The following is a 24,303-nucleotide window of genomic DNA, read 5'->3' as shown; positions in this document are numbered from 1 at the left end:
AAGCGCATGACATCCCATACTTTCAAACCTGATATGCCGCCGCCGAGCAAAGTGTTCGGGCCGGTGGCATGGATGCGTGCGAACATGTTCTCCAGCTGGCTCAACACCTTGCTGACACTGTTCGCGTTCTACCTGATTTACCTCGTGGTTCCACCGATCATCAGTTGGGCGATCCTCGATGCCAACTGGGTCGGCACCACCCAGGCTGACTGCACCAAGGAGGGCGCCTGCTGGGTGTTCATCCAGCAGCGCTTCGGCCAGTTCATGTACGGTTACTACCCGGCGGACCTGCGCTGGCGCGTGGACCTGACCGTGTGGCTGGCGGTCATCGGTGTGGCACCGTTGTTCATCTCGCGCTTCCCGCGCAAGGCGGTCTACGGCCTGAGCTTCCTGGTGCTGTATCCGATCATCGCCTGGTGCCTGCTGCACGGTGGCGTGTTCGGTCTGGCCACCGTGTCGACCAGCCAATGGGGCGGCCTGATGCTGACCCTGGTCATCGCCACCGTCGGTATTGCCGGGGCTTTGCCGCTGGGCATCGTGCTGGCTTTGGGCCGACGCTCGAACATGCCGGCGATCCGCGTGGTCTGCGTGACCTTCATCGAGTTCTGGCGTGGCGTGCCGTTGATCACAGTGTTGTTCATGTCCTCGGTGATGTTGCCGCTGTTCCTGCCTGAAGGTATGAACTTCGACAAACTGCTGCGGGCACTGATTGGCGTGATCTTGTTCCAGTCGGCCTACGTGGCGGAAGTGGTGCGTGGCGGCCTGCAAGCGATCCCCAAAGGTCAGTACGAAGCGGCCGCGGCGATGGGCCTGGGCTACTGGCGCAGCATGGGCCTGGTGATTTTGCCGCAAGCCCTGAAGATGGTCATCCCGGGTATCGTCAACACCTTCATCGCGCTGTTCAAGGACACCAGCCTGGTGATCATCATCGGCCTGTTCGACCTGCTCAACAGCGTGAAACAAGCTGCCGCCGACCCGAAATGGCTGGGCATGGCCACCGAAGGCTATGTGTTCGCCGCCCTGGTGTTCTGGATTTTCTGTTTTGGTATGTCCCGCTATTCCATGCATTTGGAACGCAAGCTGGACACTGGCCACAAGCGTTAGGAGCGTAGTTTATGAGTGAAGCGATCAAACAGCCTGTGAGCCCTGAAGGCATTATTCAGATGCAGGGCGTGAACAAGTGGTACGGCCAGTTCCACGTGTTGAAAGACATCAACCTGAACGTCCAGCAGGGCGAGCGTATCGTGTTGTGCGGCCCGTCGGGTTCCGGCAAATCCACCACCATCCGCTGCCTCAACCGCCTGGAAGAGCACCAGCAGGGCCGCATCGTGGTCGATGGCGTGGAACTGACCAACGACCTCAAGCAGATCGAAGCGATCCGCCGTGAAGTCGGCATGGTGTTCCAGCACTTCAACCTGTTCCCGCACTTGACCATCCTGCAGAACTGCACCCTGGCGCCGATGTGGGTGCGCAAGATGCCCAAGCGCAAGGCCGAGGAAATCGCCATGCATTACCTGGAGCGCGTACGCATTCCAGAGCAGGCGCACAAATACCCGGGCCAGCTCTCCGGCGGCCAGCAGCAGCGTGTGGCCATCGCCCGTGCCCTGTGCATGAAACCGAAAATCATGCTGTTCGACGAACCGACTTCGGCACTCGACCCGGAAATGGTGAAAGAGGTTCTGGACACCATGATCGGCCTGGCCGAAGACGGCATGACCATGCTTTGCGTGACCCACGAAATGGGCTTTGCCCGCACCGTGGCCAACCGCGTGATCTTCATGGACAAGGGGGAAATCGTCGAACAGGCCGCGCCGAACGACTTCTTCGACAACCCGCAGAACGAGCGCACCAAGCTGTTCCTGAGCCAGATTCTGCATTGATCCGGCCTTAGGCATTGAAATAGACCCGGACTTGTCCGGGTTTATTTTTTCCTGGTATTCAGGGTGTCAGGACAGTTTTCTGTTCCGGATGGCGGGTCGCCAACAACTGCTTCAGATCGGTGCCCTCGCTCAGTGCGTGTACCTCAGCCATCAGATGGGGGTGACGATCAAGCAGACGCATCAACATGAACAATGGTTGCGGTGGGGCGATTTCGCCACGCTCGTAACGGGAAAAGGCGTTGTGTCCGCCGCCAGATAGCAGCTTCACCGCGTCCTTTTGCGTGAGGTGCAGTTTACGGCGGATGCGTTTCATCTCCGCCCCCATCGCCTGGGAGCAATCTTCGAGCAACTGATCGCTCACGCGGGAGTAACGTTGCGCGCTGTCGGTGTCGTGATCAAATTCGATTTCACCACAGACCCGGCACTCCCACCCGGCGATGTCGTGCACCTGCCGTGCTACCTGCTTGTAGTCGATGGTAAAGCTACGGCCCTCAAAGTGTTGCATTGCGTCTTGAGTACCGCAGTTGACACATTGCTGCGTTTTCATTGGTCTTTCTCCTTGAAGGAGACTGCCGGATGCCCACCGCCAGGGCGGTAGGTCACCTTGATGTAAATCTCCCGATCCTGAAATGTTGTGTGATAAACGTCCTGCCAGACTCGATGATCGGCATAGGTCGTCATCGATTTGTGCAGCATCCGGCACTCCAGCGAGGCAATGATTCGCAGCATCCGGGCAGTGCTTAACGACATTCTTCGACCGCCTTCCTGAGCGCTCATTGTGAATGCCTTGCTCCCCAGCCTGAGGACTTCTGCCTTGACCACTGCCAGGTCGTAGTGGGGTGTGCTCTTTTCCATAGAACTGTGTGCCTTGTCCTTAAAATTACCCTTAAAGGGTAATTTTGACCAATCGAAAATTTCACTCCTTTCCCTCGCCTTGACCTTAGGCGGTTGCCGTCCTACAAGAAGCTGACTAATCTGTCAGAAAATTCAACCCATGCACTCAGTGAGCGCTATCGCTACTTCCCCAGCGTAATCGGCGCGCAGTTGCACCGCAGCCTCAACCTCGTCCCTCGTCATCGACATGTGTACGACTTGCACATCGAAATCCTCGATGCCGTCGAACAACAGGCTCGTTCACGGGTTAAGACCTTTGGCCGACCGTTGATCAATGAACCCTGAACCAGAGCTTTCCATGTCCCGCGATACGCTTGACCGCACGACTCCGACAACGCCAAAACGCGCCGCAGAGCTTGAACATTTGCTGATCGACGCCGAAACCGATGATGAGCAGACCCAGCAGGCCCATCCATTGCTGCGCAAACCCTGGCTGTTACTGCTCGGGTTGATCCTGGTAGCGCTGAACCTGCGTCCGGCGCTGTCGAGCATGGCCCCGCTGCTCAGCGAAGTTTCAACAAGCCTTGGCTTGTCGGCTGCCCAGGCCGGTTTGCTGACCACCTTGCCAGTGCTTTGCCTGGGCCTGTTCGCACCGCTGGCGCCGGTGCTGGCGCGGCGCTTTGGAGCCGAACGCGTGGTGTTGGGGATCTTGCTGGCCCTGGCCGGCGGGATCATTTTGCGCAGTTCATTCGGCCAGGTCGGCCTGTTTGCTGGCAGCATCCTGGCCGGTGCGAGCATTGGCGTGATCGGTGTGCTGTTGCCGGGCATCGTCAAGCGTGATTTCGCCAAACACGCCGGCGCCATGACTGGCGTCTACACCATGGCGCTGTGCCTGGGGGCGGCAATGGCGGCCGGGGCCACTGTGCCGTTGAGCGAGCATCTGGGGCACAGTTGGGCGATGGGCCTGGGGTTCTGGGTAGTGCCGGCGCTGCTGGCCGCCGTGTTCTGGCTACCGCAAGTGGGCCAGAAACACGGTGCTCATCAGGTGGCGTATCGGGTTCGCGGTTTGCTGCGTGACCCGTTGGCCTGGCAGGTGACGTTGTACATGGGGTTGCAGTCGTCCCTGGCCTACATCGTGTTCGGGTGGCTGCCGTCGATCCTCATTGGCCGTGGCCTGACGCCAACCCAGGCGGGGCTGGTGTTGTCCGGCTCGGTCATCGTGCAACTGATCAGTTCCCTGGCGGCGCCCTGGCTGGCGACCCGGGGCAAGGATCAGCGCCTAGCCATTGTGATCGTCATGGTCATGACCCTTGGCGGGCTGTTCGGATGCCTCTATGCGCCTATTGAAGGCTTGTGGGGTTGGGCGATCCTGCTGGGGCTCGGCCAGGGAGCAACGTTCAGCCTGGCTCTGACGCTGATCGTGCTGCGCTCGCGGGACGCCCATGTGGCCGCGAACCTTTCCAGCATGGCCCAAGGTTTCGGCTATACATTGGCGTCCATGGGGCCGTTCGCGGTCGGGGTTGTCCACGACTTGACCGGCGGCTGGAATGCCCTCGGCTGGATCTTCGGCCTGGTTGGCCTGGGGGCGATCATCGCGGGTATCGGCGCAGGCCGGGCGTTGTACGTCGGGGTCGAGAGCGAAAGAGTCACTGACCTTCGTTGATATCATTTTCATGGCGAATGACGATGGTCTTCTCCGCGGCGGCCGATTATCGTGCAGGCTTACTGAAACGTTTTTCGGAGCCGGTCCATGAGTGATGCCCACAACGCCTTGATCACCCGTTTTTATCAGGCCTTCCAGCGCCTGGACGCCGACGCCATGAGCGCCTGCTACACCGACGACGTGGTGTTCAGCGACCCGGCGTTTGGCGAACTGCGCGGGCGCGATGCCGGCGACATGTGGCGTATGTTGACGACCCGGGCCAAGGATTTTTCCCTGACCTTCGATAACGTGCGCAGCGATGAGCGTACCGGCGGTGCGCACTGGGTGGCGACGTACCTGTTCAGCCAGACCGGCAACATCGTGGTCAATGACATCCAGGCACGCTTTGTCTTTCGCGATGGCAAGATCTGCGAACACCATGACAGCTTTGATCTGTGGCGCTGGTCCCGCCAGGCGTTGGGCACCAAGGGCCTGTTGCTGGGTTGGACGCCGCTGGTGCGCAACGCCGTCAGGGCCCAGGCGCTCAAGGGGCTACGGGCGTTCCAGGCCAGTCGCTGATAAGATCGCGGCTTGTTTCCTACACGCCTGTTGAACATCCTGTGACGACCGCCAACCCATCCTCCGAACTGTCCGGGCAAGTCGCAGCCGAACCGGGCAAACCTTGGTTCGTCTACCTGGTACGGGCCGCCAATGGCTCGCTGTACTGCGGCATCAGTGATGACCCGGTGCGGCGTTTCGCCAAGCATCAAAGCGGCAAGGGTGCGCGTTTTTTTCTCTCCAGCCCGGCAGTGGCGCTGGTGTATACCGAAGTCTGTCGTGACAAGGGTGAAGCGCTGCGCCAGGAGCGACTGATCAAGAAACTCAAGAAAAGCGCCAAGGAATGCCTGGTGGCCAGTGCGCTGTCGCTTCATCAGCCTGGCTGATAGGCCTTTATCAGGCCGGTAGGCTGGTCCGGCCAGGCGCGCTAAGCTGCAAGACTTCCTTCCTGCAGTGGCGAATCTCATGTCAGAGTTGATTCTTCATCATTACCCGGCGTCTCCCTTCGCGGAGAAAGTCCGTTTGCTGCTGGGTTTCAAGGGCCTGTCCTGGCGTTCGGTGCATATCCCACCGATGATGCCCAAACCCGATTTGACGGCTCTGACGGGTGGCTATCGCAAGACCCCGGTGCTGCAGATCGGCGCCGATGTTTATTGCGATACGGCGCTGATCGCCCGCCGGCTGGAGCAGGAAAAAACTTCGCCGGCGCTGTTTCCCGAAGGCCGGGAGATGATCGCAGCGTCTTTTGCCGCATGGGCTGATTCGGTGGTGTTTCAGCATGCGGTGAGCCTGGTGTTCCAGCCGGAGTCGGTGGCGGTGCGTTTCGCCAAGCTATCGCCTGAAGCCATCAAGACATTCATCAGCGACCGTGCCGGGCTGTTCAGTGGCGGCACGACCACGCGTCTGTCTGCCGAACAGGCCAAGCACCAATGGCCGACGATCATGGCGCGTCTTGAGCAACAGTTGCAGCGCGAGGAGGGTGATTTCCTGTTAGGTGAACCGTCGATTGCCGACTTCGCCATGGCCCATCCGCTGTGGTTTCTCAAGGGCACCCCGGTGACCTCGCCGCTGGTGGACGCCTACCCGGCGATTTCGGCATGGTTGGCGCGGGTGCTGGGTTTTGGCCATGGCGCGTCGAACGCAATGCGTTCCGAAGAGGCTTTGGAAGTGGCTCGCAACGCTACGCCGGCAGCGCTGCCGGATGAGTCATTCGAGGAGCCGAATGGGTTCACGAAAGGACAGCAGGTGGCGATCGCCGCCACTGATTATGGCGTCGACCCGGTGGTTGGAGAGTTGTTGTTTGCCGGTCGTGAAGAGCTGATCCTGCGTCGTGAAGACGCGCTTGGCGGGGTGGTGCATGTGCACTTTCCGCGGTTCGGGTTTCGGATTGAGGCGGTCTGATCTTCATTGAGGGGATGACCGGTGCGCCGCCATCGCGAGCAGGCTCGCTCCCACACTGGATTTGCAGTGGTAACAGGATTCGCGTCCGCCGCGAATCCCTGTGGGAGCGAGCCTGCTCGCGATGAGGCCATCAGACCCAGCACCATCGCTAGCGGACAAACCTATTTCGCGGACAGTGCCTTGAGAATGTTCTGCGGCTCAAACCCACGAATCAGCGTGCCATTCACATCCAGAATCGGGATCCCGCGCCCACCCAACGCCTCATAGGCCTTGCGCGCCTGGGCATCTTTCTCGATATCGAATTCGCGATAGGGCACGCCTTTTTCATCGAGGAATCGCCGGGTCGCCTTGCAGTAACCGCACCAGTCGGTGGCATACAGCACGACCCGGGCATTGGCCCTGATCTGTTCAGGCAGCATTTGCGAGGGGTTGAACACCCGCTCGATCTTGCCCCAGTTCTGGTACGCCACAACCACCAGCAGAATCAGTAGAAACTTCTTCAGTACCTTTGCGAGCATCAGTTACGGCGCTTGAGCTGGTCGGTCAGCGACGTGGGCAACCCCTTGATGATCAGCGTCCCGGCTTCCTCGTCATATTCGATCTTGGAGCCCAGCAGGTGGGCTTCGAAGCTGATGGACAAGCCTTCGGCGCGGCCGGTGAAGCGGCGGAACTGGTTGAGGGTGCGTTTATCCGCTGGGATTTCCGGCGACAACCCGTAGTCCTTGTTGCGGATGTGATCGTAGAAGGCTTTCGGGCGATCTTCGTCGATCAGCTCGGACAGTTCTTCCAGGCCCATCGGCTCGCCGAGCTTGGCCTGGCTGCTGGCGTAATCCACCAGGGTCTTGGTCTTTTCCCGGGCATCGTCTTCAGGCAGGTCTTCGCTTTCGACGAAGTCACTGAAGGCCTTGAGCAGGGTGCGGGTTTCGCCGGGACCGTCGACGCCTTCCTGGCAACCGATGAAGTCGCGGAAGTACTCCGAGACTTTCTTGCCGTTCTTGCCCTTGATGAACGAGATGTACTGCCTGGACTGCTTGTTGTTCTGCCATTCCGACACATTGATTCGCGCCGCCAGGTGCAACTGGCCCAGGTCAAGGTGACGGGACGGGGTCACGTCCAGTTCATCGGTGACCGCCACGCCTTCGCTGTGGTGCAGCAGGGCGATCGCCAGGTAATCGGTCATGCCCTGTTGATAATGCGCAAACAACACGTGGCCGCCCACCGACAGGTTGGACTCCTCCATCAGCTTTTGCAGGTGCTCCACCGCCACGCGACTGAACGCGGTGAAATCCTTGCCACCGTCAAGGTATTCCTTCAGCCAGCCACTGAACGGATGCGCCCCGGACTCGGCATGGAAGAAGCCCCAGGCCTTACCTTGCTTGGCGTTGTAGCTCTCGTTGAGGTCGGCGAGCATGTTCTCGATGGCCGTGGACTCGCTCAGCTCGGAGTCACGGGCATGGAGCACGGCAGGTGTGCCGTCGGGTTTTTTGTCGATCAGGTGGACGATGCAATGACGGATCGGCATGGATTTCTCGGCTGATGAAAGAGAGGAGGGCGCGCTCCCCAAAAAAGGCCCAGTGTACCGCAAACACTGGTTTTAGAACCCTTCAATGCCCCTTTCGGACCTGTCCGACACGCCATATGCATTTTTTTACCGTTTTAGCGCAAGAAAGCTGACCAAATGGGTAGCTAGAGGCGGATATTTCACAGGCGTTGTGCTAGTTTTGCCCGGTCTTACGCGAAGTCACTGCGTTAAGCGTGCATTCAGCATCTGTCAGGTCGAACCAAACCCGGTTTTCGGCATCTATTACCCCGATCCGTCGTGGTGATTGCCGAGGGTGCCTGATCAATGAGATCGGGCTCGATGGCTGACACTGCACTCTGCAATCCATATGAATTTGATAGGGAAGGAACACTACATGGCTCTTACTAAAGACCAACTGATCGCTGACATCGCTGAAGCTATCGACGCACCGAAAACCACCGCGCGTAATGCTTTGGACCAACTGGGTCAGATCGTTGCCGATCAGCTGGAAAATGGCGGCGAAATCACCTTGCCAGGTATCGGTAAGCTGAAAGTCACCGAGCGTCCTGCCCGTACCGGCCGCAACCCTTCGACTGGCGCCGCCATCGAAATCGCTGCCAAGAAAGTAATCAAGCTGGTTGTGGCCAAAGGCCTGACCGACGCGGTCAACAAGTAAGACTGCTGCAATAAAAAAACCGTGCTGCGGAGTGATCCGGGCACGGTTTTTTATTGCCTTGGAAACCGTAGGAGCTGCCGAGCGAAGCGAGGCTGCGATCTTTTCCCTGACAGTTGAATCTCAAGGGAAAGATCAAAAGATCGCAGCCTCGCTTCGCTCGGCAGCTCCTACAGTGCAGCAGTGCCTTTCTAGTCCTTGCGAACCCAACGCGCCTGGCGCCACGCCTGTTGCTGGGCCTCGGTCTGGAAGGTCCAGGCCACGAAGCGGCTCTGCTTCTGCCCTTGGGACATTTCTACGACCTGGCTGTGTAGCGCCCCGGCCTTTTTCAAGGCTGTTTGAATCGCCGGCAGGTTAGATGCCTTCGACACCAGCGTACTGAACCACAGCACCTGCTGGGCCAACTGCGCGCTTTCGCTGATCAACTGCGTCACGAACCGGACCTCCCCGCCCTCGCACCAGAGTTCTGCGGCCTGACCACCGAAGTTCAGCACCGGCAGTTTGCGTTTCGGATCGGCCTTGCCCAGGGCACGCCATTTGCGCTGGCTGCCCTTGGTGGCTTCCTCCAGGGAGGCGTGGAACGGCGGGTTACACATCGTCAGGTCGAACCGCTCGGCCTCTTCCAGCAAGCCCAAAAGAATGTGCTTGCGGTTGGCCTGCTGGCGCAACTGGATGGCTTTGTTCAGCCCGTTGGACTGGACAATGGCCTTGGCCGAAGCGATGGCTGTCGGGTCGATCTCCGAACCGAGGAAGTGCCAGCGGTAATCGCTGTAGCCGATCAGCGGATACACGCAGTTGGCGCCGGTGCCGATGTCCAGCACTTTCACCGCCGCCCCGCGGGGGATTTCACCTTCGTTGTGGCTGGCCAGCAAATCGGCGAGGCAGTGCACATAGTCCGCACGTCCGGGGACTGGGGGGCACAGGTAGTCCGCCGGAATGTCCCAATGGGCGATGCCGTAGAAGGACTTGAGCAGCGCCCGGTTGAACACTCGCACAGCGTCAGGGCTGGCGAAGTCGATGCTTTCCTTGCCGTATGGGTTGATGATCACGAACTTCGCCAACTCGGGCGTGGACTTGATCAATGCCGGGAAGTCGTAATGACCCTGGTGGCGATTGCGCGGGTGCAGGCTGGCCTTCTCCCGTGGCGCTTTGGCCTCGGTGGCGGGTTTGGGCTTCTGGCGTGCGGGTTTGGGCGTGCGGGGGGCGGTCATGGGCGGGTCGATTCGGGGCTGGCTCAAAAAGTGGCGGGCATTGTCCCACATCCGGCTCGGTCTTGATGACTGCGCGGTTTAAATGTGGGGCTGTGTGGGAGCAAGGCTTGCCCGCGATGAAACCGCCGCCGTCTCTTGAGGACCGCAGCGCCTGGATCGCGAGCAAGCTTTGCTCCCACACAGCCCGCTCCCCACAAGGGATCTTCATTGTTTGGAAAAAAGGGCCGGGCATAAAAAAGGAGGTCCATCAGGACCTCCTTTTTCAGTGCAAATTTCCGTTACAGGCTGGAAATCCGCGCATGTTGCTCGGCCAGTTTACCCAAGGCCTGTTCAGCCTCGGCCAATTTGGCCCGTTCCTTCTCGATGACTTCAGCCGGCGCCTTGTCAACGAAACCGGCGTTGGACAGCTTGCCGCCGACGCGCTGGACTTCGCCCTTCAAGCGCAGGATTTCCTTGTCCAGACGTGCCAGTTCGGCAGCCTTGTCGATCAGGCCGGCCATTGGCACCAGCACTTCCATCTCACCGACCAGGGCGGTGGCGGACAGCGGCGCTTCTTCGCCAGCGGCCAGGACGGTCACCGATTCGAGCTTCGCCAGTTTCTTGAGCAGCGCTTCGTTCTCGTTGAGGCGGCGCAGGTCTTCGGCGCTGGCGTTGTTCAGGAACAGCGTCAGCGGCTTGCCTGGGCCGATGTTCATTTCGGCGCGGATGTTACGCAGGCCGAGCATGAAGGTCTTGAGCCATTCGATGTCGTCTTCGGCGGCCGGATCGATGCGGCTTTCGTTGGCCACCGGCCACGGTTGCAGCATGATCGTTTTGCCTTGGGCGCCGGCCAGCGGTGCGACGCGCTGCCAGATTTCTTCGGTGATGAACGGCATGAACGGATGCGCCAGGCGCAGGGCCACTTCCAGCACGCGCACCAGGGTGCGGCGGGTGCCGCGCTGGCGTTCGACCGGGGCGTTTTCGTCCCACAGCACAGGTTTGGACAGTTCCAGGTACCAGTCGCAATACTGGTTCCAGATGAACTCGTACAAGGCTTGCGCGGCCAGGTCGAAACGGAACTGATCGAGCTGGCGGGTGACTTCGGCTTCGGTGCGTTGCAGCTGCGAAATGATCCAGCGATCGGCCAGGGTCAGCTCAAAGGCTTCGCCGTTCTGGCCGCAGTCTTCGCCCTTGTCCAGCACGTAGCGCGCGGCGTTCCAGATCTTGTTGCAGAAGTTGCGATAGCCTTCGACGCGGCCCATGTCGAACTTGATGTCACGACCGGTGGACGCCAGCGAGCAGAAGGTGAAGCGCAGGGCATCGGTGCCGTAGCTGGCGATGCCGTCGGCGAACTCTTCGCGGGTAGCCTTCTCGATCTTCTTCGCCAGTTTTGGCTGCATCAGGCCCGAAGTGCGTTTTTGCACCAGGGTTTCCAGATCGATGCCGTCGATGATGTCCAGCGGGTCCAGGACGTTGCCCTTGGACTTGGACATCTTCTGGCCCTGGCCATCGCGCACCAGACCGTGCACGTAGACGGTCTTGAACGGTACTTGCGGCGTTCCGTCTTCGTTTTTCACCAAGTGCATGGTCAGCATGATCATCCGGGCGACCCAGAAGAAAATGATGTCGAAGCCGGTGACCAGTACGTCAGTGGAGTGGAATTTCTTCAGGAACTCGGTCTGTTGCGGCCAACCCAGGGTGGAGAAGGTCCACAGGCCCGAGCTGAACCAGGTGTCGAGTACGTCGTTGTCCTGCTGCAAGGCAACGTCCGGACCGAGGTTATTTTTGGCGCGGACTTCGGCTTCATCGCGGCCGACGTAGACTTTGCCCGACTCGTCATACCAGGCCGGAATGCGGTGGCCCCACCACAGTTGGCGGCTGATGCACCAGTCCTGGATGTCACGCATCCACGAGAAGTACATGTTTTCGTATTGCTTGGGCACGAACTGGATGCGGCCGTCTTCCACGGCGGCAATCGCAGGCTCGGCCAGCGGTTTGGTGGACACGTACCACTGATCGGTCAGCCACGGCTCGATGATGGTGCCGGAGCGGTCGCCCTTAGGCACTTTCAGGCCGTGATCATCGACGCTGACCAGCAGACCGGCCGCATCGAACGCCGCGACGATCTGCTTGCGCGCTTCGAAGCGATCCAGGCCGGCGTATTCGGCCGGGAGTTGACCATCGATGCTTTCGTTCAGGGTGCCGTCGAGGTTGAACACCTGGGCCGCCGGCAACACGTTGGCGTGCTTGTCGAAGATGTTCAGCAGCGGCAGGTTATGGCGCTTGCCGACTTCGTAGTCGTTGAAATCGTGGGCCGGGGTGATTTTCACGCAGCCGGTGCCGAATTCGGGGTCGCAGTAGTCATCACCGATGATCGGGATGCGCCGGCCCACCAAGGGCAGTTCGACGAACTTGCCGATCAGGGCCTGGTAGCGTTCATCGTTCGGGTTCACCGCTACGGCGGCGTCGCCGAGCATGGTTTCCGGGCGCGTGGTGGCGACGATCAGGTAGTCGTTGCCTTCAGCGGTGGTTGCGCCGTCGGCCAGTGGGTATTTCAGGTTCCACAGAAAGCCTTTCTCGTCGTGGTTTTCCACTTCGAGGTCGGAAATGGCGGTGTGCAGCTTGGTGTCCCAGTTGACCAGGCGCTTGCCGCGATAGATCAGGCCGTCTTCATGCAGGCGCACGAAGGCTTCTTTCACCGCTTCCGAGAGACCGTCGTCCATGGTGAAACGCTCGCGGCTCCAGTCCACGGACGAGCCCAGGCGGCGAATCTGACGGCTGATGTTGCCACCGGACTCGTCTTTCCATTCCCAGACTTTCTCGAGAAACTTCTCGCGTCCCAGGTCATGGCGGTTCTGGCCCAAGGCTTCGAGGCGACGCTCCACCAGCATCTGCGTGGCGATGCCGGCGTGGTCGGTGCCCGGCTGCCAAAGGGTGTTGCGGCCTTGCATGCGGCGGAAACGGATCAGGGCATCCATGATCGCGTTGTTGAAACCGTGGCCCATGTGCAGGCTGCCGGTGACGTTCGGCGGCGGGATCATGATGGTGTAGGAATCGCCCGCGCCTTGCGGAGCGAAATAATTCTCGGACTCCCAGGTGTTGTACCAGGAAGTTTCAATGGCGTGCGGCTGGTAGGTCTTATCCATGCGCGGCGGGACCCTATTGGCATTTATTCAGGAAAAGCCGGGAAGTATAGCGGGGGGGGCAGCTACAAGCCACAAGCCACAAGCTGCAAGCGGGATCCGGCTTTTGCTGTTGATTTTACTTGCAGCTTAAAGCTTGTCGCTCGCAGCTGCGGCGATTAGCCGCTCCATCCTTGCATCCAGTCGGCGTTTGATCTCGGTCTCGATGTGTGGAGCGAAGTCGTCGATGACGTCTTGCATGATCAACTGCGCGGCGGCGCGCAGTTCGCTGTCCAGGTGCAGCAGGGCGTCGGGGCCTTTGGCTTCGGTCTTGGGCGTCGGCTTGGGCTCGGGTTGGCCGTTGATCGGCTCGAACAGCAGTGGAATCTGCTCGTCATGCTCGGGCTCGGGCTCGGGCTCCACCGTATCGGTCAGCAGCGGCGGTTGCAGGTTGTCGTCGCCGAGCAGTTGGCGGATCGACTCGAGGTCGTCCAGCAGATGCGTGGGCTTTTGGGGCGGTTTTGGAGTGTCCATCGTGGGCTCAGAGTCGCTGTAAACGGTGGTCTTGCAGAGGATAGCCCTGTTCGCGGTAGAAACGGAAACTCTCCCGCGCGGCTTGCCGGATGCCCGGGTCTTCCACCACCACTTCCGCCACGCGGGCGAAGCACTGGGCAAAAGGCGGCACTTTCAGGTCAAGGTTGACCAGCAAGTCCTGGTGCTGACCGCAGTCATCCCCCAGTCCGAGCACGATCAATCCTTCGGGCTCGTTTTCGGCCGGGCCATGGGGCACGAAGCTTTCGCCCTTGAAGGCCCACAGGCGTGCATCGAGGTCGTCGCGCTGGGCGGCATCGCTGCAATGCAGGTAGATGCGGTGGCCCATGCGCCAGGCCTTCTCGGTGAGCTTGCAGGCGAAATCCAGCCGCGCCGACGGATCGGCGCTGGGCAGGATGTAGAAATCGACTTTGGTCATTGCAGTTCCTGAGCCGCCATTGGCGCCGCCCGACGGCGACGCCAATGCCGGTCATCGGTGTCAGGCCTTGGCGCGGTCCAGCAGGTACTGGGTCAGCAGGGGGACCGGCCGGCCAGTGGCGCCCTTATCCTTGCCGCCGCTGGTCCAGGCCGTGCCGGCGATGTCCAGGTGCGCCCAGTTCAGGTTCTTGGTGAAGCGCGACAGGAAGCACGCCGCGGTGATAGTCCCGGCTTTCGGGCCGCCGATGTTGGCGATGTCGGCGAACGGGCTGTCCAGTTGCTCCTGGTATTCGTCGAACAGCGGCAATTGCCAGGCGCGGTCGTCGGCTTGCTGGCCGGCGCTGAGCAGTTGGCCGATCAGCTCGTCATTGTTGCCCAGCAGGCCCGAGGTGTGGGCGCCCAGGGCGACGACGCAGGCGCCGGTCAGGGTCGCGATGTCGATCACCGCTTGCGGCTTGAAGCGCTCGGAATAGGTGAGGGCATCGCACAGCACCAGGCGGCCTTCGGCGTCGGTGTTGAGGATTTCCACGGTTTGGCCGCTCATGGTGGTGACGATGTCACCCGGCCGCGAGGCGTTACCGCTGGGCATGTTCTCGGCGCAGGCCAGGATGCAGACCAGGTTGATCGGCAGTTGCAGCTCAAGCACGGCGCGCAGGGTGCCGAACACGCTGGCGGCGCCGCCCATGTCGTACTTCATCTCATCCATGCCGGCGCCGGGCTTGAGGCTGATGCCGCCGGTGTCGAAGGTGATGCCCTTGCCCACCAGTGCGTACGGCTTCTCGGACTTCTTGCCACCGTTGTATTGCATGACGATCAGGCGCGGCGGCTGGGCGCTGCCCTGGCCGACGGAGTAGAACGAGCCCATGCCCAGGTCTTTGATTTTCTTCTCGTCGAAGACTTCGACTTTCAGGCCCTTGAATTCCTTGCCCAAGGCCTTGGCCTGTTCGCCCATGAATGTTGGATGGCAGATGTTTGGCGGCAGGTTGCCCAGGTCGCGGGTGAAGGCCATGCCATTGGCAATCGCGGTGGCGTGGGTGACGGCGCGCTGGACTTCGGCCTGTGCGGCCTTGATGGTCAGCAGGGTGATTTTTTTCAGGGCGCGGGGTTCGGCTTTCTGGCTCTTGAACCGGTCGAACTGGTATTCGCCGTCCACCAGGGTTTCGGCCAGCAAACGGTTCTTGCCATAGCTGTCGCGGCCCTTGACCACCAGTTCATCCAGCGCCAGCGCGGCCTCACTGCCGCCCAGGCCTTTGAGGGTGCCCAGGACGCCGGCGATGATCTTGCGCAGTGCACGGTCGCCCAGCTCGATGTCCTTGCCCGCACCGACCAGCAGCACGCGTTCGGCCTTGAGGTTGGGCAGGTTGTGCAGCAACAGGCTCTGGCCGACTTTGCCGGCCAGGTCGCCGCGCTTGAGCACGGCGCTGATGGCACCGCCACACAGGGCGTCGAGTTGGGTGGCGACGACGCCGAGCTTGCGGTCTTCACCGACGGCAACCACCAGCGTGGCGGTTTTCAACGTTTCTGGGCTGACGCTTTTTACAACCAGTTCCATGTCCGGATCCCTGAATGAATGGTCAAGATGCCAGGCGCCGACACAATGGCGCGCTGAGCGAGCTTCTTCTATATAAGAGAAGCGCCGGTGCTTGCCGGCGACAAAGGCCGCAGTTTGAACCCCGGCGCCCGGGCCTGACAACCCCACCGACAGCGCTAAGTTGTGGCTTTAAGCACCGGGTTAAAGCGTGCGAAGTGACAGGCGCCTCCAATCACAGGATAATGCGGCTCTTTTTTCGGCGGCTCGCTGTGGCGGGCCGGCTCGATACGTTTGCTTGTTTGGCCGCCTTAGGGTTTGTATGAAAAGTCGCCGAGCGGCGATCAGGCAAGGCGAAAACAGGCGAGGGAGCGGAGTTGACTGGTTGTCAATGAGCATTCCGAGCCTGTTTTCAACGCAGCATGATCGTCGCGCAGGCACTTTTCGTACAAAGCCTAGCCTGACAGCCCTGGAGTGTCTGGTTTGATCGTCTTCCGTTATCTATCCCGCGAAGTCCTGCTGACCCTGAGCGCCGTCAGCGCCGTGCTGCTGGTCATCATCATGAGCGGGCGTTTCATCAAATACCTTGCCCAGGCAGCCTCCGGCGCCCTGGATCCAGGCTCGCTGTTCCTGATCATGGGTTTCCGCCTGCCAGGCTTCTTGCAGTTGATCCTGCCGCTGGGGCTGTTCCTCGGCATTCTGCTGGCCTACGGCCGTTTGTACCTGGACAGCGAAATGACCGTGCTGTCGGCCACCGGTATGAGTCAGCAGCGCCTGTTTCGCATGACCCTCTTCCCGGCCACCCTGGTGGCGCTGGTTGTGGCCTGGCTGAGCCTTAGCCTGGCACCCCAGGGAGCCAATCAATTCCAGATGCTGATCAACCAGCAGGACGCCCTGACCGAGTTCGACACCCTGGTGCCGGGACGTTTCCAGGCCCTGCGCGACGGCACTCGAGTCACTTATACCGAGGAACTCTCGGAAGACCGGGTCGACCTGGGTGGTGTCTTCATTACGCAAAAGAACGTGTCTTCCGACACTAAAAAGGACCGCGGCATTTCGGTGCTGGTGGCCGAGAAGGGGCGTCAGGAAATCAACCCCGACGGCAACCGCTACCTGATCCTGGAAAACGGCTATCGCTACGACGGCAAGCCGGGACAGGCTGATTACCGGGCCATCAAGTACGACACCTATGGCGTGCTGTTGCCCAAACCCGAGGTCAGCGACGAAGTCACCGACCGCGATGCCATGCCCACCTCCAGTTTGCTGGGCAACAACGACATCCGGGCGCGCACTGAATTGCAATGGCGCCTGTCGCTGCCGCTGCTGGTGTTCATCGTAACCCTCATGGCGGTCCCGCTGGCGCGGGTCAATCCGCGTCAGGGCCGTTTCCTCAAGCTGCTACCGGCGATTCTTCTGTATATGGCTTACCTGACCATCCTGATTTCCGCCCGCAGTGCGCTGGAGAAAGGCAAGATCCCGCCCGCGCTGGGCCTTTGGTGGGTGCATTCGATTTTCCTGGCGATCGGCCTTGGCTTGCTCTACTGGGAGCCGCTGCGCCTGAAACTGGCCAGTCGCCGCAGCGCGCTGGGGGTGGCCCGTGGTTAAACTCGATCGGTACATCGGCAGCAGTGTGTTCATGGCGATTCTCGCGGTGCTGGGGATCATTCTTGGCCTGGCAACCCTGTTCGCCTTCATCGATGAAATGGGTGACGTCAGCGACACCTATACCTTGATGGACGTGTTGATCTACGTATTGCTGACCGCCCCGCGGCGGCTCTACGACATGCTGCCGATGGCGGCACTGATCGGTTGCCTGATCGGTCTGGGCAGCCTGGCCAGCAACAGCGAGCTGACCATCATGCGTGCCGCCGGCGTTTCCGTCGGCCGGATCGTCTGGGCAGTGATGAAACCGATGCTGGTACTGATGCTGGTGGGCTTGCTGGTTGGCGAATATGTTGCCCCGGCCACCGAGAACACCGCCCAGGCCAACCGTTCCCTGGCCCAGGGTGGTGGCGATGCGCAAAGCGCCAAGCACGGCCTGTGGCACCGCCAGGGTGAAGAGTTCATCCATATCAACTCGGTCCAGCCCAACGGCATCCTGTATGGCGTGACCCGCTATCGCTTCGACGACCAGCGGCACATGCTGTCGTCGAGCTTCGCCAAGCGCGCCACGTTTGTTGAAGATCACTGGCAGCTTAATGATGTCACCACCACGTTGTTCCATGACAAGCGCACCGAGGTGGTCGCCGCGCCGCAAGAGCGTTGGGACGTGGCGTTGAGCCCGCAGTTACTCAGCACCGTGGTGATGGCGCCGGATTCCCTGTCGATTACCGGTTTGTGGGGGTATATCCACTATCTGGCAGATCAGGGCTTGAACAACGGTCGCTACTGGCTGGCTTTTTGGGTCAAGGTGTTGCAGCCGCTGGTCACTGCGGCCCTGGTGCTGATGGCCATTTCCTTCATCTTCGGTCCGCTGCGTTCGGTGACCCTCGGCCAGCGAGTGTTTACCGGCGTGCTGGTGGGCTTCACCTTCCGTATCGCCCAGGATTTGCTGGGCCCGTCGAGCCTGGTGTTCGGTTTCTCGCCGCTGTTTGCGGTGCTGGTACCGGCCAGTGTCTGTGCGTTGGCCGGGTTCTGGCTGTTGCGCCGGGCCGGTTGATCAGCGCACCGGTGGCGAGGGGGGGGTGGTGGGCAAGGCTGTGTGGGAGCAAAGCTTGCTCCCACTTGCCCGGTGTATCAGGTACAATTCCCGGCTATTTTTCGGCGGGCCATGCCTGCAGCCTTTTTGAGTGTTGATCCGTGAGTGATTTGAGTCATATCCGCAATTTCTCCATCATCGCCCACATTGACCATGGCAAGTCGACGCTGGCTGATCGCTTCATCCAGATGTGCGGCGGCCTGGCCGAGCGTGAAATGGAAGCCCAGGTCCTGGATTCCATGGATCTGGAGCGTGAACGCGGGATCACCATCAAGGCCCACAGCGTTACGCTCTACTACAAGGCCCGCGACGGCATCACCTATCAGCTGAACTTCATCGATACCCCGGGCCACGTCGACTTCACCTATGAAGTCAGCCGGTCGCTGGCGGCCTGTGAAGGTGCGTTGCTGGTGGTCGATGCCGGCCAGGGCGTCGAGGCGCAATCGGTTGCCAACTGCTACACGGCCATCGAGCAGGGCCTGGAAGTCATGCCGGTGCTGAACAAGATCGACCTGCCCCAGGCCGATCCGGACCGCGTGAAGGAAGAAATCGAGAAAATCATCGGCATCGATGCCACCGACGCGGTCGCTTGCAGTGCCAAGACCGGCCTGGGCGTGGACGAAGTGCTCGAGCGCCTGGTGACCACTATTCCTGCGCCGACCGGCAACATCGAAGATCCGCTGCAAGCGTTGATCATCGATTCCTGGTTCGACAACTACCTGGGCGTAGTCTCCCTGGTTCGCGTGCGCCACGGCCGCGTGAAGAAGGGCGACAAGATCCTGGTCAAGTCCACCGGCAAGATCCACCTGGTGGACAGCGTCGGCGTCTTCAACCCGAAGCACACCGCTACCGTCGACCTCAAGGCCGGTGAAGTGGGCTTCATCATCGCCGGCATCAAGGACATTCACGGTGCGCCGGTCGGTGACACCCTGACCTTGAGCTCCACCCCCGACGTCGATGTGCTGCCCGGCTTCAAACGTATCCAGCCGCAGGTCTACGCCGGCCTGTTCCCGGTCAGCTCCGACGACTTCGAGGATTTCCGCGAAGCCCTGCAAAAGCTGACCCTGAACGACTCGTCCCTGCAATACACCCCGGAAAGCTCCGACGCCCTGGGCTTCGGCTTCCGTTGCGGGTTCCTGGGCATGCTGCACATGGAAATCATCCAGGAGCGCCTGGAGCGCGAGTACGACCTGGACCTGATCACCACAGCGCCGACGGTGATCTTCGAGCTGCTGCTCAAGAACGGCGAGACCCTCTACGTCGACAACCCGTCCAAGCTGCCGGACCTGTCGGCCATCGAGGACATGCGCGAGCCAATCGTGCGCGCCAATATCCTTGTGCCTCAGGAACACCTGGGCAACGTCATTACCCTGTGCATTGAAAAGCGTGGCGTGCAGCACGACATGCTGTTCCTCGGTACCCAGGTCCAGGTGACCTACGACTTGCCGATGAACGAAGTGGTGCTGGACTTCTTCGATCGCTTGAAATCCACCAGTCGCGGCTATGCTTCGCTGGACTATCATTTCGATCGTTACCAATCGGCTAATCTGGTGAAGCTGGATGTGCTGATCAACGGTGAGAAAGTCGATGCCTTGGCTTTGATCGTGCACCGTGACAATGCGCACTACAAAGGTCGTGCATTGACCGAGAAGATGAAAGAACTGATTCCGCGGCAGATGTTCGATGTGGCAATCCAGGCCGCCATTGGCGGGCAGATTGTGGCGCGTACAACCGTCAAGGCGCTCAGAAAGAACGTATTGGCCAAATGCTATGGCGGCGACGTCAGCCGTAAGCGCAAGCTGTTGGAAAAGCAGAAGGCCGGTAAAAAACGCATGAAGCAGGTCGGTAACGTGGAAATTCCACAAGAAGCCTTCCTTGCGGTGCTCAGGTTGGATAGTTAGGTCCTATGTCGCTAAATTTCCCGCTGTTGCTGGTTATCGCCGTGTTCGTCTGCGGCCTGTTGGCGTTGCTTGATCTGTTGTTCCTGGCGCCTCGGCGCCGGGCTGCCATCGCCTCCTATCAGGGCAGCGTCAGCCAGCCTGATGGTGTGGTGGTCGAAAAACTCAACAAGGAACCGCTGCTGGTCGAGTACGGCAAGTCGTTTTTTCCGGTGTTGTTCATCGTGCTGGTGCTGCGCTCGTTTCTGGTGGAACCGTTCCAGATCCCGTCCGGCTCGATGAAACCAACCCTGGACGTGGGCGATTTCATCCTGGTGAACAAGTTCTCCTACGGGATTCGCTTGCCGGTGATCGACAAGAAGGTCATCGAAATCGGTGACCCGCAACGCGGCGATGTCATGGTGTTCCGCTTTCCGAGCGATCCGAGCGTCAACTACATCAAGCGTGTGGTGGGCTTGCCGGGAGACAAGATTCGCTACAGCGCCGACAAGCGTTTGTTCGTCAATGGCGAGCTGGTGGCCGAGCAATTGATCGGTTCTGAACCGGGCACGCTGGGCAGTGCTGAGCTCTACCAGGAAAAGCTCGGCGAGGCCGAACACCTGATCCGCAAGGAGATGAGCCGCTACCGCGCCGCGCCAGACCATTCGTGGACCGTGCCGGCCGGGCACTACTTCATGATGGGCGACAACCGCGACAACTCCAACGACAGCCGGTACTGGGATGATCCGAACATTCCCAAGGACATGCTGGGCATGGTCCCCGACCGTAATATCGTCGGCAAGGCCTTTGCGGTCTGGATGAGCTGGCCAGAACCCAAACTCAGTCACCTGCCGAATTTCTCGCGGGTTGGCCTGATCAAGTAATCCCACACGGCGCTGTTGAACACAGCGCCGAATGCATTTCTGGAGCCTGCACAAGGCTGCCCGAAGGCATGAAGCCAACGATAGTCAGGACGTCATTTTTGAACACAGCGTTAATTGTCCCAAGCCAACGGCGCTTCGCCGCCGTGGCGGTGGAATCCAGCCACGAACTCAGCGTGGGTAAACCGTGAGCGTTTCTCTAAGCCGTCTCGAGCGTCAGCTCGGCTACACCTTCAAGGACCAGGAGCTGATGCTCCTGGCTCTCACTCACCGCAGTTTTGCCGGGCGCAACAACGAACGCCTGGAATTCCTCGGTGATGCCATCCTCAACTTCGTGGCTGGCGAGGCGCTGTTCGAGCGTTTCCCGCTCGCCCGCGAAGGCCAGTTGTCGCGTCTGCGCGCGCGATTGGTAAAAGGTGAGACCCTAGCCGTGCTGGCCCGAGGTTTCGACTTGGGCGAATACCTGCGCCTGGGCTCCGGTGAGTTGAAAAGCGGCGGTTTCCGTCGTGAGTCGATTCTGGCCGATGCCCTGGAAGCGCTGATTGGCGCGATCTATCTGGACGCCGGCATGGAGATGGCGCGCGAGCGCGTGCTGGCCTGGCTGACCTCCGAGATCGACAGCCTGACGCTGGTGGACACCAACAAAGACCCGAAAACCCGTTTGCAGGAATTCCTGCAATCACGCAGTTGCGATCTGCCGCGCTACGAAGTAGTGGACATCCAGGGCGAGCCGCATTGCCGAACCTTCTTCGTCGAGTGCGAAGTGGTCTTATTGAATGAAAAAAGCCGGGGGCAGGGTGTGAGTCGTCGTATTGCCGAACAGGTAGCGGCGGCCGCAGCACTGATTGCCCTGGGCGTGGAGAATGGCAATGACTGATACAACCGTCACCCGCTGCGGCTATGTCGCCATTGTCGGTCGGCCGAACGTGGGCAAGTCGACGCTGCTCAATCACATCCTGGGCCAGAAGCTGGCGATCACCTCGCGCAAGCCCCAGACCACCCGCCACAACATGCTGGGTATCAAGACCGAAGGCGCCGTGCAGGCGATCTACGTCGATACCCCTGGCATGCACAAGGGCGGCGAAAAAGCGCTGAACCGCTACATGAACAAGACGGCTTCGGCGGCGCTGAAAGACGTCGACGTGGTGATCTTCGTGGTCGATCGCACCAAGTGGACCGAAGAAGACCAGATGGTTCTCGAGCGCGTCCAGTACGTGACAGGTCCCTTGATCGTGGCGCTGAACAAGACCGACCGCATCGAAGACAAGGCCGAGCTGATGCCGCACCTGAGCTGGTTGCAGGAGCAACTGCCCAACGCCCAGGTCATGCCCATCTCCGCCCAGCACGGTCACAACCTCGATGCGCTGGAGCGGGTGATCGCCGAGCACCTGCCGGAAAACGATCACTTCTTCCCCGAAGACCAGATCACCGACCGCAGCAGCCGCTTTCTGGCCGCTGAACTGGTGCGCGAGAAGATCATGCGCCAACTGGGCGCTGAGCTGCCGTACCAGATCACCGTGGAAATCGAAGAGTTCAAGCAGCAGGGCAAGACCCTGCACATCCATGCGCTGATCCTCGTCGAACGCGACGGCCAGAAGAAAATCATCATTGGCGACAAGGGCGAGCGTATCAAGCGCATCGGCACCGAAGCGCGCAAGGACATGGAGCTGCTGTTCGACTCCAAGATCATGCTCAACCTGTGGGTCAAGGTGAAGGGCGGCTGGTCCGACGATGAACGGGCGCTGCGGTCGCTGGGTTACGGCGACCTGTAAAGCTTTTCCTGGGTGCATGAATTCCATTGTGGGAGCGAGCCTGCTCGCGATAGCGGTCTGTCAGTCAACAACCCTGTTGAATATCAGTCCCCCATCGCGAGCAGGCTCGCTCCCACAGTGGTTTGTGGTTGTCAGTAATACTGCGTTTACTCATTGAGAGCTGCGTTTCCATGCCCCCAACCCAACCCACTGCCCAACCCGCCTACGTCTTGCACTCGCGCGCCTACCGCGAAAGCAGCGCACTGGTGGACTTTCTTACGCCCCAAGGGCGGTTGCGGGCGGTGTTGCGCGGGGCCCGGGGCAAGGCCGGGACGCTGGCCCGGCCGTTCGTGCCGCTGGAAGTGGAATTGCGGGGGCGGGGTGAGTTGAAGAATGTCGGGCGTATGGAAAGCAATGGCGTCGCCGCCTGGCTCAACGGCGAGGCGCTGTTCAGCGGCTTGTACCTCAATGAACTGCTGATTCGCCTGCTGCCCGCCGAAGACCCCCATCCCGCGGTTTTCGATCACTACGCCGCCACGCTGTTGGCCCTGGCCGAAGGTCGCCCGTTGGAACCGCTGCTGCGTTCTTTCGAGTGGCGGCTGCTGGACGACCTTGGCTACGGCTTCGCCCTGAACGCCGACCTGCACGGCGAGCCCATCGCTGCGGACGGTCTGTACCGCTTGCAGGTGGATGCAGGTCTGGAGCGGGTCTACCTGCTGCAACCCGGATTGTTCAACGGCACCGAGCTTCTGGCCATGGCCGAGGCCGACTGGAGCGCGCCGGGCGCGCTGTCGGCCGCCAAGCGTCTGATGCGCCAGGCCCTGGCGGTTCATCTGGGCGGTCGGCCGCTGGTCAGTCGCGAGCTGTTTCGCAAGCCTTGATCAACCCGTATGCTGTGGGCCGAATCTCTGTCCATCTCAGGAGCGCTTTTCGTGAGCACCAGCAATCGCATTCTTCTCGGCGTGAACATCGACCATGTCGCCACCCTGCGCCAAGCCCGTGGTACCCGCTACCCGGACCCGGTCAAGGCCGCGCTGGACGCTGAAGAGGCAGGCGCCGACGGCATCACCGTGCACCTGCGTGAAGACCGCCGTCACATCCAGGAGCGCGACGTGCTGCTGCTCAAGGACGTGCTGCAAACGCGCATGAACTTTGAAATGGGCGTGACGGAAGAAATGATGGTGTTTGCCGAACGCATCCGCCCCGCACACATTTGCCTGGTGCCCGAGACTCGTCAGGAGCTGACCACCGAAGGCGGCCTGGACGTAGCGGGGCAGGAAGCACGGATCAGGGCGGCGGTGGAGCGTTTGTCGAAGATCGGCGCAGAAGTGTCGCTGTTCATCGACGCCGACGAGCGGCAGATCGAAGCCTCCAGACGCGTCGGCGCCCCGGCCATCGAACTGCACACCGGCCGTTATGCCGATGCGCAAACGCCAACCGATGTGGCTGATGAGCTGCAGCGGGTAGCCGATGGCGTCGCCTTTGGACTGGCCCAGGGTCTGATTGTGAATGCCGGCCATGGCTTGCATTACCACAACGTTGAGGCTGTCGCGGCCATCAAGGGCATCAACGAACTGAACATCGGCCATGCGCTGGTGGCCCATGCGTTGTTTGTCGGGTTCAAGTCGGCTGTGGCTGAAATGAAAGCGCTGATCCTGGCAGCCGCCAAGCCCTGAGCCCACCACAAAAACCTTTAGGCGCTGGCCTGTGGGAGCAAAGCTTGCTCGCGATGGCGGACAGTCAGTCGAACCGTTATCGCGAGCAAGCTTTGCTCCCA

25 protein-coding genes are annotated in these 24,303 nt (G+C 60.6%); 16 read left to right on the top strand and 9 right to left on the bottom strand.

The genetic code is table 11. The annotated features are described in order from the left end of the window. Positions 1-6 precede the first annotated feature (6 nt). Complete coding sequence (locus MA884_RS11265) at positions 7-1,104, top strand: amino acid ABC transporter permease (protein WP_256230592.1); 1,098 nt, start codon at positions 7-9, stop codon at positions 1,102-1,104. 11 nt (positions 1,105-1,115) lie between these two features. Then, positions 1,116-1,880 (top strand): amino acid ABC transporter ATP-binding protein, encoded by a 765-nt coding sequence (locus MA884_RS11260; RefSeq protein WP_256230591.1) that lies wholly within the window; start codon positions 1,116-1,118, stop codon positions 1,878-1,880. Between the two features lie 58 nt (positions 1,881-1,938). Here MA884_RS11260 and MA884_RS11255 read toward each other — a convergent pair whose 3' ends face one another. After that, positions 1,939-2,427 (bottom strand): type II toxin-antitoxin system MqsA family antitoxin, encoded by a 489-nt coding sequence (locus MA884_RS11255; protein WP_256230590.1) that lies wholly within the window; start codon positions 2,425-2,427, stop codon positions 1,939-1,941. After that, entirely contained in the window at positions 2,424-2,735 is a 312-nt protein-coding gene (locus MA884_RS11250; protein WP_256230589.1) for a type II toxin-antitoxin system MqsR family toxin, read from the bottom strand. Before MA884_RS11250 ends, MA884_RS11255 begins: the two co-directional genes overlap by 4 nt. 93 nt (positions 2,736-2,828) lie before the next feature. Here MA884_RS11250 and MA884_RS11245 point away from each other — a divergent pair, with 93 nt between their 5' ends. The 5 genes from MA884_RS11245 (at position 2,829) to MA884_RS11225 (ending at position 6,315) form a co-directional block, all read left to right on the top strand. Then, positions 2,829-3,059: a hypothetical protein gene (locus MA884_RS11245; protein WP_256230588.1), complete on the top strand. Its 231-nt coding sequence runs from the start codon at positions 2,829-2,831 to the stop codon at positions 3,057-3,059. Continuing rightward, the gene (locus MA884_RS11240) at positions 3,049-4,377 is read left to right on the top strand and encodes a CynX/NimT family MFS transporter (RefSeq protein WP_371134761.1); all 1,329 of its coding nucleotides are present in this window, start codon (positions 3,049-3,051) and stop codon (positions 4,375-4,377) included. The genes MA884_RS11245 and MA884_RS11240 overlap by 11 nt, the downstream gene beginning before the upstream one ends. An 87-nt stretch (positions 4,378-4,464) precedes the next feature. Continuing rightward, the gene (locus tag MA884_RS11235) at positions 4,465-4,935 is read left to right on the top strand and encodes a nuclear transport factor 2 family protein (protein WP_256230586.1); all 471 of its coding nucleotides are present in this window, start codon (positions 4,465-4,467) and stop codon (positions 4,933-4,935) included. Positions 4,936-4,976: 41 nt separating this feature from the next. After that, a complete protein-coding gene (locus tag MA884_RS11230; protein ID WP_256230585.1) occupies positions 4,977-5,300 on the top strand; it encodes a GIY-YIG nuclease family protein in 324 nt (107 codons plus the stop codon). 79 nt (positions 5,301-5,379) lie between these two features. Next, positions 5,380-6,315, top strand: coding sequence for a glutathione S-transferase family protein (locus MA884_RS11225; protein WP_256230584.1), 936 nt, complete (start codon positions 5,380-5,382; stop codon positions 6,313-6,315). A 161-nt stretch (positions 6,316-6,476) separates the two neighbouring features. Here the strand turns inward: MA884_RS11225 and MA884_RS11220 are convergent, their stop codons facing one another. Beyond that, on the bottom strand, positions 6,477-6,833 hold the full coding sequence (locus tag MA884_RS11220; RefSeq protein WP_256230583.1) for a glutaredoxin family protein: 357 nt from the start codon (positions 6,831-6,833) through the stop codon (positions 6,477-6,479). Further along, positions 6,833-7,837 carry a nucleoid-associated protein YejK gene (gene yejK, locus MA884_RS11215; protein WP_173406591.1) on the bottom strand — a complete coding sequence of 335 codons (1,005 nt, stop codon included), beginning with the start codon at positions 7,835-7,837 and terminating at the stop codon, positions 6,833-6,835. The genes MA884_RS11220 and yejK overlap by 1 nt, the downstream gene beginning before the upstream one ends. A gap of 394 nt (positions 7,838-8,231) precedes the next feature. Here yejK and MA884_RS11210 point away from each other — a divergent pair, with 394 nt between their 5' ends. After that, positions 8,232-8,513 carry an HU family DNA-binding protein gene (locus MA884_RS11210; RefSeq protein ID WP_007905514.1) on the top strand — a complete coding sequence of 94 codons (282 nt, stop codon included), beginning with the start codon at positions 8,232-8,234 and terminating at the stop codon, positions 8,511-8,513. A 188-nt stretch (positions 8,514-8,701) separates the two neighbouring features. Here the strand turns inward: MA884_RS11210 and rlmF are convergent, their stop codons facing one another. The 5 genes from rlmF to MA884_RS11185 form a co-directional block, all read right to left on the bottom strand. Next, entirely contained in the window at positions 8,702-9,721 is a 1,020-nt protein-coding gene (gene rlmF / locus MA884_RS11205; protein WP_256230581.1) for a 23S rRNA (adenine(1618)-N(6))-methyltransferase RlmF, read from the bottom strand. A 278-nt stretch (positions 9,722-9,999) separates the two neighbouring features. Further along, entirely contained in the window at positions 10,000-12,846 is a 2,847-nt protein-coding gene (locus tag MA884_RS11200; RefSeq protein ID WP_256230579.1) for a valine--tRNA ligase, read from the bottom strand. A 126-nt stretch (positions 12,847-12,972) separates the two neighbouring features. Next, complete coding sequence (locus MA884_RS11195) at positions 12,973-13,356, bottom strand: DNA polymerase III subunit chi (protein WP_256230578.1); 384 nt, start codon at positions 13,354-13,356, stop codon at positions 12,973-12,975. Positions 13,357-13,363: 7 nt separating this feature from the next. Then, on the bottom strand, positions 13,364-13,792 hold the full coding sequence (locus tag MA884_RS11190) for a DNA polymerase III subunit chi (protein WP_256230577.1): 429 nt from the start codon (positions 13,790-13,792) through the stop codon (positions 13,364-13,366). A 60-nt stretch (positions 13,793-13,852) separates the two neighbouring features. Next, on the bottom strand, positions 13,853-15,343 hold the full coding sequence (locus MA884_RS11185) for a leucyl aminopeptidase (protein ID WP_256230576.1): 1,491 nt from the start codon (positions 15,341-15,343) through the stop codon (positions 13,853-13,855). Positions 15,344-15,802: 459 nt separating this feature from the next. Here MA884_RS11185 and lptF point away from each other — a divergent pair, with 459 nt between their 5' ends. The 8 genes from lptF to pdxJ all read left to right on the top strand — a co-directional run bounded on the left by lptF (position 15,803) and on the right by pdxJ (position 24,202). Further along, positions 15,803-16,924, top strand: coding sequence for an LPS export ABC transporter permease LptF (gene lptF, locus MA884_RS11180; RefSeq protein ID WP_256230575.1), 1,122 nt, complete (start codon positions 15,803-15,805; stop codon positions 16,922-16,924). Then, on the top strand, positions 16,917-17,978 hold the full coding sequence (gene lptG, locus MA884_RS11175; protein WP_256230574.1) for an LPS export ABC transporter permease LptG: 1,062 nt from the start codon (positions 16,917-16,919) through the stop codon (positions 17,976-17,978). Before lptF ends, lptG begins: the two co-directional genes overlap by 8 nt. Positions 17,979-18,118: 140 nt before the next feature. After that, positions 18,119-19,918, top strand: a complete 1,800-nt coding sequence (gene lepA / locus MA884_RS11170; protein ID WP_256230573.1) for a translation elongation factor 4 — start codon at positions 18,119-18,121, stop codon at positions 19,916-19,918. A gap of 5 nt (positions 19,919-19,923) precedes the next feature. Further along, entirely contained in the window at positions 19,924-20,778 is an 855-nt protein-coding gene (gene lepB / locus MA884_RS11165) for a signal peptidase I (protein ID WP_256230572.1), read from the top strand. Between the two features lie 184 nt (positions 20,779-20,962). Further along, positions 20,963-21,652 carry a ribonuclease III gene (gene rnc, locus MA884_RS11160; RefSeq protein ID WP_186610935.1) on the top strand — a complete coding sequence of 230 codons (690 nt, stop codon included), beginning with the start codon at positions 20,963-20,965 and terminating at the stop codon, positions 21,650-21,652. Beyond that, positions 21,645-22,547 carry a GTPase Era gene (gene era / locus MA884_RS11155; RefSeq protein ID WP_256230571.1) on the top strand — a complete coding sequence of 301 codons (903 nt, stop codon included), beginning with the start codon at positions 21,645-21,647 and terminating at the stop codon, positions 22,545-22,547. The genes rnc and era overlap by 8 nt, the downstream gene beginning before the upstream one ends. Before the next feature lie 170 nt (positions 22,548-22,717). Further along, the gene (recO, locus tag MA884_RS11150; protein WP_256230569.1) at positions 22,718-23,407 is read left to right on the top strand and encodes a DNA repair protein RecO; all 690 of its coding nucleotides are present in this window, start codon (positions 22,718-22,720) and stop codon (positions 23,405-23,407) included. Between the two features lie 51 nt (positions 23,408-23,458). Next, positions 23,459-24,202, top strand: a complete 744-nt coding sequence (pdxJ, locus tag MA884_RS11145) for a pyridoxine 5'-phosphate synthase (RefSeq protein ID WP_256230568.1) — start codon at positions 23,459-23,461, stop codon at positions 24,200-24,202. The last annotated feature ends 101 nt before the right edge of the window (positions 24,203-24,303 follow it).

The sequence above is a fragment of the Pseudomonas sp. Q11 genome (assembly GCF_024494355.1).
Taxonomy (GTDB): Bacteria; Pseudomonadota; Gammaproteobacteria; order Pseudomonadales; family Pseudomonadaceae; genus Aquipseudomonas; species Aquipseudomonas hefeiensis.
This window is presented reverse-complemented; position numbering and strand designations above follow the sequence as displayed.

What these genes read in the sequence shown, in the direction of transcription:
- MA884_RS11265 (WP_256230592.1), top strand. Translation starts at nt 7, where the DNA reads ATGACATCCCATACTTTCAAACCTGATATGCCGCCGCCGAGCAAAGTG.
- MA884_RS11260 (WP_256230591.1), top strand. Translation starts at nt 1,116, where the DNA reads ATGAGTGAAGCGATCAAACAGCCTGTGAGCCCTGAAGGCATTATTCAG.
- MA884_RS11255 (WP_256230590.1), bottom strand. Translation starts at nt 2,427, where the DNA reads ATGAAAACGCAGCAATGTGTCAACTGCGGTACTCAAGACGCAATGCAA.
- MA884_RS11250 (WP_256230589.1), bottom strand. Translation starts at nt 2,735, where the DNA reads ATGGAAAAGAGCACACCCCACTACGACCTGGCAGTGGTCAAGGCAGAA.
- MA884_RS11240 (WP_371134761.1), top strand. Translation starts at nt 3,049, where the DNA reads ATGAACCCTGAACCAGAGCTTTCCATGTCCCGCGATACGCTTGACCGC.
- MA884_RS11235 (WP_256230586.1), top strand. Translation starts at nt 4,465, where the DNA reads ATGAGTGATGCCCACAACGCCTTGATCACCCGTTTTTATCAGGCCTTC.
- MA884_RS11225 (WP_256230584.1), top strand. Translation starts at nt 5,380, where the DNA reads ATGTCAGAGTTGATTCTTCATCATTACCCGGCGTCTCCCTTCGCGGAG.
- MA884_RS11220 (WP_256230583.1), bottom strand. Translation starts at nt 6,833, where the DNA reads ATGCTCGCAAAGGTACTGAAGAAGTTTCTACTGATTCTGCTGGTGGTT.
- yejK (WP_173406591.1), bottom strand. Translation starts at nt 7,837, where the DNA reads ATGCCGATCCGTCATTGCATCGTCCACCTGATCGACAAAAAACCCGAC.
- MA884_RS11210 (WP_007905514.1), top strand. Translation starts at nt 8,232, where the DNA reads ATGGCTCTTACTAAAGACCAACTGATCGCTGACATCGCTGAAGCTATC.
- rlmF (WP_256230581.1), bottom strand. Translation starts at nt 9,721, where the DNA reads ATGACCGCCCCCCGCACGCCCAAACCCGCACGCCAGAAGCCCAAACCC.
- MA884_RS11200 (WP_256230579.1), bottom strand. Translation starts at nt 12,846, where the DNA reads ATGGATAAGACCTACCAGCCGCACGCCATTGAAACTTCCTGGTACAAC.
- MA884_RS11195 (WP_256230578.1), bottom strand. Translation starts at nt 13,356, where the DNA reads ATGGACACTCCAAAACCGCCCCAAAAGCCCACGCATCTGCTGGACGAC.
- MA884_RS11190 (WP_256230577.1), bottom strand. Translation starts at nt 13,792, where the DNA reads ATGACCAAAGTCGATTTCTACATCCTGCCCAGCGCCGATCCGTCGGCG.
- MA884_RS11185 (WP_256230576.1), bottom strand. Translation starts at nt 15,343, where the DNA reads ATGGAACTGGTTGTAAAAAGCGTCAGCCCAGAAACGTTGAAAACCGCC.
- lepB (WP_256230572.1), top strand. Translation starts at nt 19,924, where the DNA reads ATGTCGCTAAATTTCCCGCTGTTGCTGGTTATCGCCGTGTTCGTCTGC.
- era (WP_256230571.1), top strand. Translation starts at nt 21,645, where the DNA reads ATGACTGATACAACCGTCACCCGCTGCGGCTATGTCGCCATTGTCGGT.
- recO (WP_256230569.1), top strand. Translation starts at nt 22,718, where the DNA reads ATGCCCCCAACCCAACCCACTGCCCAACCCGCCTACGTCTTGCACTCG.